5 protein-coding genes are annotated in these 5,016 nt (G+C 50.2%); all 5 read left to right on the top strand.

Annotation, left to right across the window (positions count from 1 at the left end):
- Positions 1-450 precede the first annotated feature (450 nt).
- The 5 genes from GF404_07885 (at position 451) to GF404_07865 (ending at position 4,957) form a co-directional block, all read left to right on the top strand.
- Positions 451-2,517, top strand: a complete 2,067-nt coding sequence (locus GF404_07885) for a PAS domain S-box protein (protein ID MBD3382101.1) — start codon at positions 451-453, stop codon at positions 2,515-2,517.
- Positions 2,518-2,523: 6 nt separating this feature from the next.
- Positions 2,524-3,324, top strand: coding sequence for an acyltransferase (locus GF404_07880; protein MBD3382100.1), 801 nt, complete (start codon positions 2,524-2,526; stop codon positions 3,322-3,324).
- 123 nt (positions 3,325-3,447) lie between these two features.
- On the top strand, positions 3,448-3,843 hold the full coding sequence (locus tag GF404_07875) for a response regulator (GenBank protein MBD3382099.1): 396 nt from the start codon (positions 3,448-3,450) through the stop codon (positions 3,841-3,843).
- Positions 3,844-3,878: 35 nt separating this feature from the next.
- Positions 3,879-4,304 carry a response regulator gene (locus GF404_07870; protein MBD3382098.1) on the top strand — a complete coding sequence of 142 codons (426 nt, stop codon included), beginning with the start codon at positions 3,879-3,881 and terminating at the stop codon, positions 4,302-4,304.
- Positions 4,305-4,351: 47 nt separating this feature from the next.
- Positions 4,352-4,957 carry a hypothetical protein gene (locus tag GF404_07865; GenBank protein MBD3382097.1) on the top strand — a complete coding sequence of 202 codons (606 nt, stop codon included), beginning with the start codon at positions 4,352-4,354 and terminating at the stop codon, positions 4,955-4,957.
- Positions 4,958-5,016: the final 59 nt, after the last annotated feature.

Raw genomic sequence — 5,016 nt, 5'->3', positions numbered from 1 at the left:
TCTGGGCAGTGGATTGTATCTGCTCTCCACTATGGATCTGCAGACCGCAACTCATCAGATCGTCCTGTTCATGGCTATGCTGGGTATCGGCATGGGGATTTTTTCGTCGCCCAATTCCAACGCGATCCTGTCCTCGGTGCCCCGGAGGTTTGTCGGGACCGCTTCCGGCCTGACTGCTATGATGCGCACCTCGGGTATAACATTCGGCCTGGCACTCTCGGTGACACTATACACGTTTTTCCGCCAGGATGCAGAAGCCGCCGGCACTACCGCTGAACAGCTTCTTTACCTGGCTGGTATTCAGCCGGCTTTCGCGATGGCCTCAATAATCGCCGGAATCAACCTGATCCTCAGCGCCACGCGTGGCAAACGTCCGAAACTCGATTGAATCCTGCGCATTGAGCGACCTGCCTCATTTGCCTTGACACTTGCTAACAACAGAGGTAGATTTTGATCGTTATGACTGCCGGAAAAAAATCATTTAAACCGCGCTTTACCCGAATCAAACCGCGTTTCATGCTCACCATCGCGGTCTTGCTGGCGCTGATCTTTTTAGCGATCATCATAGTGAGTGTACACGAAAACCAGAACAATATGTTGCGTATGCTCAAAAAAGAGGGCAGTGCGCTGATGGAATCGGTGCATATCTCGGCCCGGAACACAATCCGCGCCACTGAGCTTGTCAACGATCTCGTAATAGATAATCTAATCAATGTAGCATCTATAATAGACATCGAGATGGCGCGTGGCAGGATCTCTTCCGCCGAGCTGGTCAACATCTGCCAGCAAATGGGAATCAATCGTATCGATATCGTCGACACAGCCGGGCTCGTGACCAGTTCCAGCTTCACCAGCGCGGAGGAGAAAGCCTACGATACGACCTTTCTGAACCGACTGCCGTTATCCCAGGTGATCGATGGTGCGGTCGGGGTGGCATCGTTTGTATTGGAGGGGGAGGGATTGACGGAGACCGATCAACTCGTGGCGGCGGTCTCGCGCGAGAGCGAGCCGGGGGCGGTGATACTGTTTGTCAATTATCAGAAACTGGACACATTCAACCGCCAGATCGGGATCGGATTCATGCTCAGAAATATAGGTGTTCAGCCGGGAATTGATTATATCTTCCTGCAGGGACGCGAGGGTGTGCTTCTGTCATCGCGCAAGCTGATGCCGGTCTTGGCGATCGACAGCGATCCCTTTCTGCAGGGATTGATTGATGAAGACGAGGAAGATTACCGCTTGCTCGATTTCGAAGGAAACCAGGTGCTCGAAATCTGCCGTCCGTTTCAGGCCCGTAACTTCCCTCCCGGGATTCTGCGGATCGGCCTGTCGCTGGAGGGCTTTCACCAGATAGCCCGCAACTATCGCACGCAGGCAATTGTCCTGGGAGTGATCCTGTTTCTGTTGACGTTCTTTTTGGTAACTATTGCGATCGCCAACCAGAATTATCGTTCGGTTCAGGCCGCTTACGACCAGTTCAAAAACATCACCTCCAATATCCTGGGTGGTATCGAAAGCGCGGTTGTGGCAGTCGATCGGAAGGAAAATATCCTGCTGGTAAATCCCAAAACCGAGCAGATTTTCAGTCTCTCGGCTGGACGGGTGATCGGAAAGAATTACAGGGAGGTTTTTGATAACGATGATTTCCTGATTGATGAGCTCAACAGGACATCGCAGTATTCAATCGTGCGGGAGACGGTTTATGTCGATAAATTTGGCCAGGAGCGCACTCTTTTGGTGGCCGCCTCTCGTCTGGGCGCAGATAAGTCCTCGCAGGCCGAAGGCGCGGTCGGGATTGCTTACGATATCACCTCTCGCAAAAAACTGGAAAGCCAGGCCAAACGGGCTGAACGCCTGTCGGAGCTGGGTACACTGGCGGCCGGGGTGGCTCATGAGATCAGGAATCCTTTAAACGCGATAGCAATCGCCTCCCAGAGGCTCAAAAGCGAATTCGAGGTCAAAGATGATCAGGATGGTTATACGAAGCTCGCCGGGACGATCGGTCGTGAGATCGAGCGCTTAAACCGTATTATCGCCGACTTCCTGGCTCTGGCAAGATCCGGTCGATTGGAAAAGGAATCGGTCAACTTGAAATCGTACCTGGCCGAGACCGTCAATCTTCTGCGAAATGAAGCAGATGACCAGGAAATTGATATTGATCTCGAATGCCCCGATGAGATCGAGGTGATTATTGATTTGCGTGAGTTCAAGAAGGTGATCATCAACCTGATAAAAAACAGCCTCGAGGCGATCGGGACTGGTGGTAGAGTATCTATTGAATGCAGTCATCGTGATGACAGGATCGTGATCGCTGTCAAGGATGACGGTTCCGGAATTGACCAGGAAAAACTCGACAAGATCTTCTCACCCTATTTTACCACAAAACCAAGCGGTACCGGGCTGGGACTGGCGATCTCCCACCGCATTGTAACCGATCACGGCGGTTCGCTGGGCGTGGAAAACCTCAAGGGAGGCGGAGCGATGTTTGTAATTACACTCCCGGCAAGTTCAAAATAAAAGGAGATGATTATGCGCGTTGGATATGTTCAGACGAAACCTGTTTTCGGAAAGAAAAAAGACAATCTCGATCAGGCCGTCGAGTTGATTGATAAAACAGATGCCGATTTGCTCGTATTGCCGGAACTGTTTTCGACAGGGTACTATTTTCCGTCGAAAGCCAGGCTGATGCAACTGGCTGAGGAAATCCCCTCCGGTAAAACCGTGAGGACGTTCAAGAACCTGGCACGCAAAAAGAATTGCCATTTCGTGTTCGGTATGGCTGAGAAAAAAGGAAGTCGAGCTTACAATTCGTCTGTATATGTCACCCCTCATGGAAAAATATACTTGTACCGCAAGCTCCAGCTCTTTTACAAGGAAGCGACTGTTTTTGCACGCGGTAACCTGAAGCCGAAGGTGTTTCCGTTTTATGAGTACAAGCTGGGCATGATGATCTGTTTTGATTACATGTTTCCGGAGATCTGCCGTGTGATGGCGCTGGCAGGTGCTGACTTGATCTGTCATCCCTCGAACCTGGTGCTGGAATACTGCCAGCTGGCCAACCGTACACGTTCGCTGGAAAACCGGGTATTTATCATAATGAGCAACCGTGTCGGTGAGGATACTGCCTTCGGGGAGACGCTCAAATTTACCGGAATGAGCCAGATCACCTCGCCCGATGGTTCGGTTTTAGCCCGAGGTCCGAAAACTAAGCCAGCGCTCTCAGTTACCGATATTGATATGCAGGACAGCAGGCAAAAGAAACCGACGCCATATAATCATGTCCTAAACGACCGCCGTCCAGGTTTTTATCGCGATCTGCTCTGATTTATGACGACAGCGGTTCAAAATCTATACAGCCCGCAAAAAACTTAAGCTTTTTCAAAGTCCCGCTTGAATTTAAGAAAACACGTCCGATATAATAAACAGGTAAGCTGTACATGAGTTGATATGAAAAAAGAAACGATTAAAGTACTCTCAATTGATGACGAAGCCGAGGTGCTCGAGTCCCTGACCGAGCTTCTGGAGGTTGCCGGATTTGACGTGCAATCGTCGACCGATTCCGAAAAAGGCCTCACGATGGTCAAGGACTTTATGCCGGATGCGATCGTTTTGGATATTATTATGCCCAAAATGGATGGCTATCAGTTCTGTCGTCATTTGAAAGAGGATGCCGATACTAAGAATATACCTGTCATATTCTTAACCGGTGTTGATCCCCATGACGATGCCGGCAGGGCATTCGCCGCTGGAGGCGCGCTGTTTGTAAAAAAACCGTTTCTGATAGAAGAATTAATCGAGGTAATCAAAGTGGCGACTTTAGCCACGCGCCAGCATTACGGCTAAAGCGTCAACTGCAACATCCGATAATTTGAATTGTCATGAGTGAAAAAGTAGCCTTTGCCAAAATCAAGAAGAAGAAACAGGCCCCGGCCAAGATCATGGTCATCGACGATGAGGTCGAAATCACAGACGTCATCCAGGCCTTCCTGCAGGGTGCCGGCTATACCGTGATGGCCGAAAACTCGGCTATGGCCGCGATCGAAAAAGTCAAGGAGTTCAAACCGGATGTGATCCTTCTGGATATTATGATGGGCGGGATGGATGGTTACCAGATATGCGAGGAACTCAAAAATCACCCCGACACCAAGAACACCCCGGTCCTGTTTCTGACAGGCAAGGATTCTCGCGATGATTCCGGCAAGTCCTTCCAGGTCGGTGGCGATATGTTCATCAAGAAACCGTTTTCCGGTGACCGCCTGCTGGAGATCATCAATATCGTGCTGGTATCGATCGGGAGACATTAATCCGATATATTCCAACGAGGGCTTTTTTTTCTTGACCTTTTGGTGCAATGCACTATAATATGAATGTGTATCTGATCAAACGCTATTCCAACCGCAGGTTGTACGATCCGCAGGAGAATCGTACTATCACCCTGGACGATCTGATTCACTTAATCAGGACCGGCCGGAAAGTGAAAATCGTTGAAAGTCAGACAGATCGGGATATTACCGGACGGGTTCTGGCGCAGGCGCTTGTGTACGACCTGAAAAGCTGGCAGGATGGCGAGTCCAAGATCGAAATCATGAAACTGCTAATATCCGAAGGAGAAGGTGCTATGGATTTTATTAAAAAGACCATGCTGGCCTCGATCGGCGCTTTTGAGATGACCCGTTCGAAAGTCGAGGAGATAGTCGATACGCTGGTTGAGAAGGGTGAGATCAAAAAGGGCGAGCGTTCCCAGGCGGTTATGGAGATGATGGACAAGGTCGATGAGAACATGAAGAACTTCCGCGCCCGTGTCTCCGAAGAGGTCGAATCCAAGCTCAAGAGCATGAGGGTGGCCAAGAAAAACGACCTGGAACAGCTCGAAGGCAAAGTTGACCAGCTGATCGAATCACTGGCCAAGCTGGAAGCCAAGCTCGACAAGCCCGAGGGCGGTTCTCCGGGTATGTAATTGAATTCAGGTTTTATGAAGCAGGCTGTCGAAATCGGCAGACAGCCTGCTTTTTTTGT

This window comes from Candidatus Zixiibacteriota bacterium (genome assembly GCA_014728145.1).
Taxonomy (GTDB): Bacteria; Zixibacteria; MSB-5A5; order JAABVY01; family JAABVY01; genus WJMC01.
Note: the sequence above shows the minus strand (reverse complement) of the source record. Positions and strands in the feature narration are given on the sequence as shown.

Bases quoted from the DNA above. Each gene is read 5' to 3' on its own strand.
- GF404_07880 (MBD3382100.1), top strand. From the start codon at position 2,524: ATGATTATGCGCGTTGGATATGTTCAGACGAAACCTGTTTTCGGAAAG.
- GF404_07875 (MBD3382099.1), top strand. From the start codon at position 3,448: ATGAAAAAAGAAACGATTAAAGTACTCTCAATTGATGACGAAGCCGAG.
- GF404_07870 (MBD3382098.1), top strand. From the start codon at position 3,879: ATGAGTGAAAAAGTAGCCTTTGCCAAAATCAAGAAGAAGAAACAGGCC.
- GF404_07865 (MBD3382097.1), top strand. From the start codon at position 4,352: ATGCACTATAATATGAATGTGTATCTGATCAAACGCTATTCCAACCGC.